Raw genomic sequence first — 592 nt, forward strand, 5'->3', positions numbered from 1 at the left:
GTTATGGTGTTGAAGAAAAGCATAATGATCCAAACTTTGGCAGTGTCCAAGGTGCTGTTTATGATAAAGATAAAAATACTGTAGATGTCGGTCATGATGTAGGTAACCGTTAAAATAAATATTTAATTTAATAAGCACCTTAAATGAGTAATGAAAACATTTAAGGTGCTTTTTTGTGTGTATTAAATTATAAATTTTATATACATATTTATTTGTTTTCAAGTTTAACGATAAAAATAACTTAAATATGAATATAATTTAAGACAATTTTTTGACAAAGAGTGTAAGCGTATACAATGAATGAAAGAAGTAGTATGATGATTGAGTGGAAGAATTACATATAAAAATGAAATATATAGAGGTGTCTTATGGACTTTATAGCTATTTTAATCGGATTAGGGCCACTATTAGGTTGGGGATTATTTCCAACTATCGCTTCTAAGTTTGGTGGACGTCCAGTCAATCAAATCTTTGGTGCTACTGTTGGTACTTTGATCTTCGCAATTGTTCTAGCACTATTTAAAGGTATGGGTTTACCAGGAGGTATGGCATTAGTATTTTCGCTCATATCAGGTGCAGGATGGGCATTTGG

1 protein-coding gene is annotated in these 592 nt (G+C 31.2%); it reads left to right on the top strand.

Features of this window, described 5'->3' with window-relative positions; all coding sequences use genetic code 11:
* Positions 1-368 precede the first annotated feature (368 nt).
* Positions 369-592 (top strand): GRP family sugar transporter (locus IE142_RS40105; RefSeq protein WP_229831275.1); only part of this gene is annotated, 224 nt, incomplete at its 3' end.

It is taken from the genome of Streptomyces mutabilis, from assembly GCF_014649815.1.
In the GTDB taxonomy this organism is placed as follows: Bacteria; Actinomycetota; Actinomycetes; order Streptomycetales; family Streptomycetaceae; genus Streptomyces; species Streptomyces mutabilis.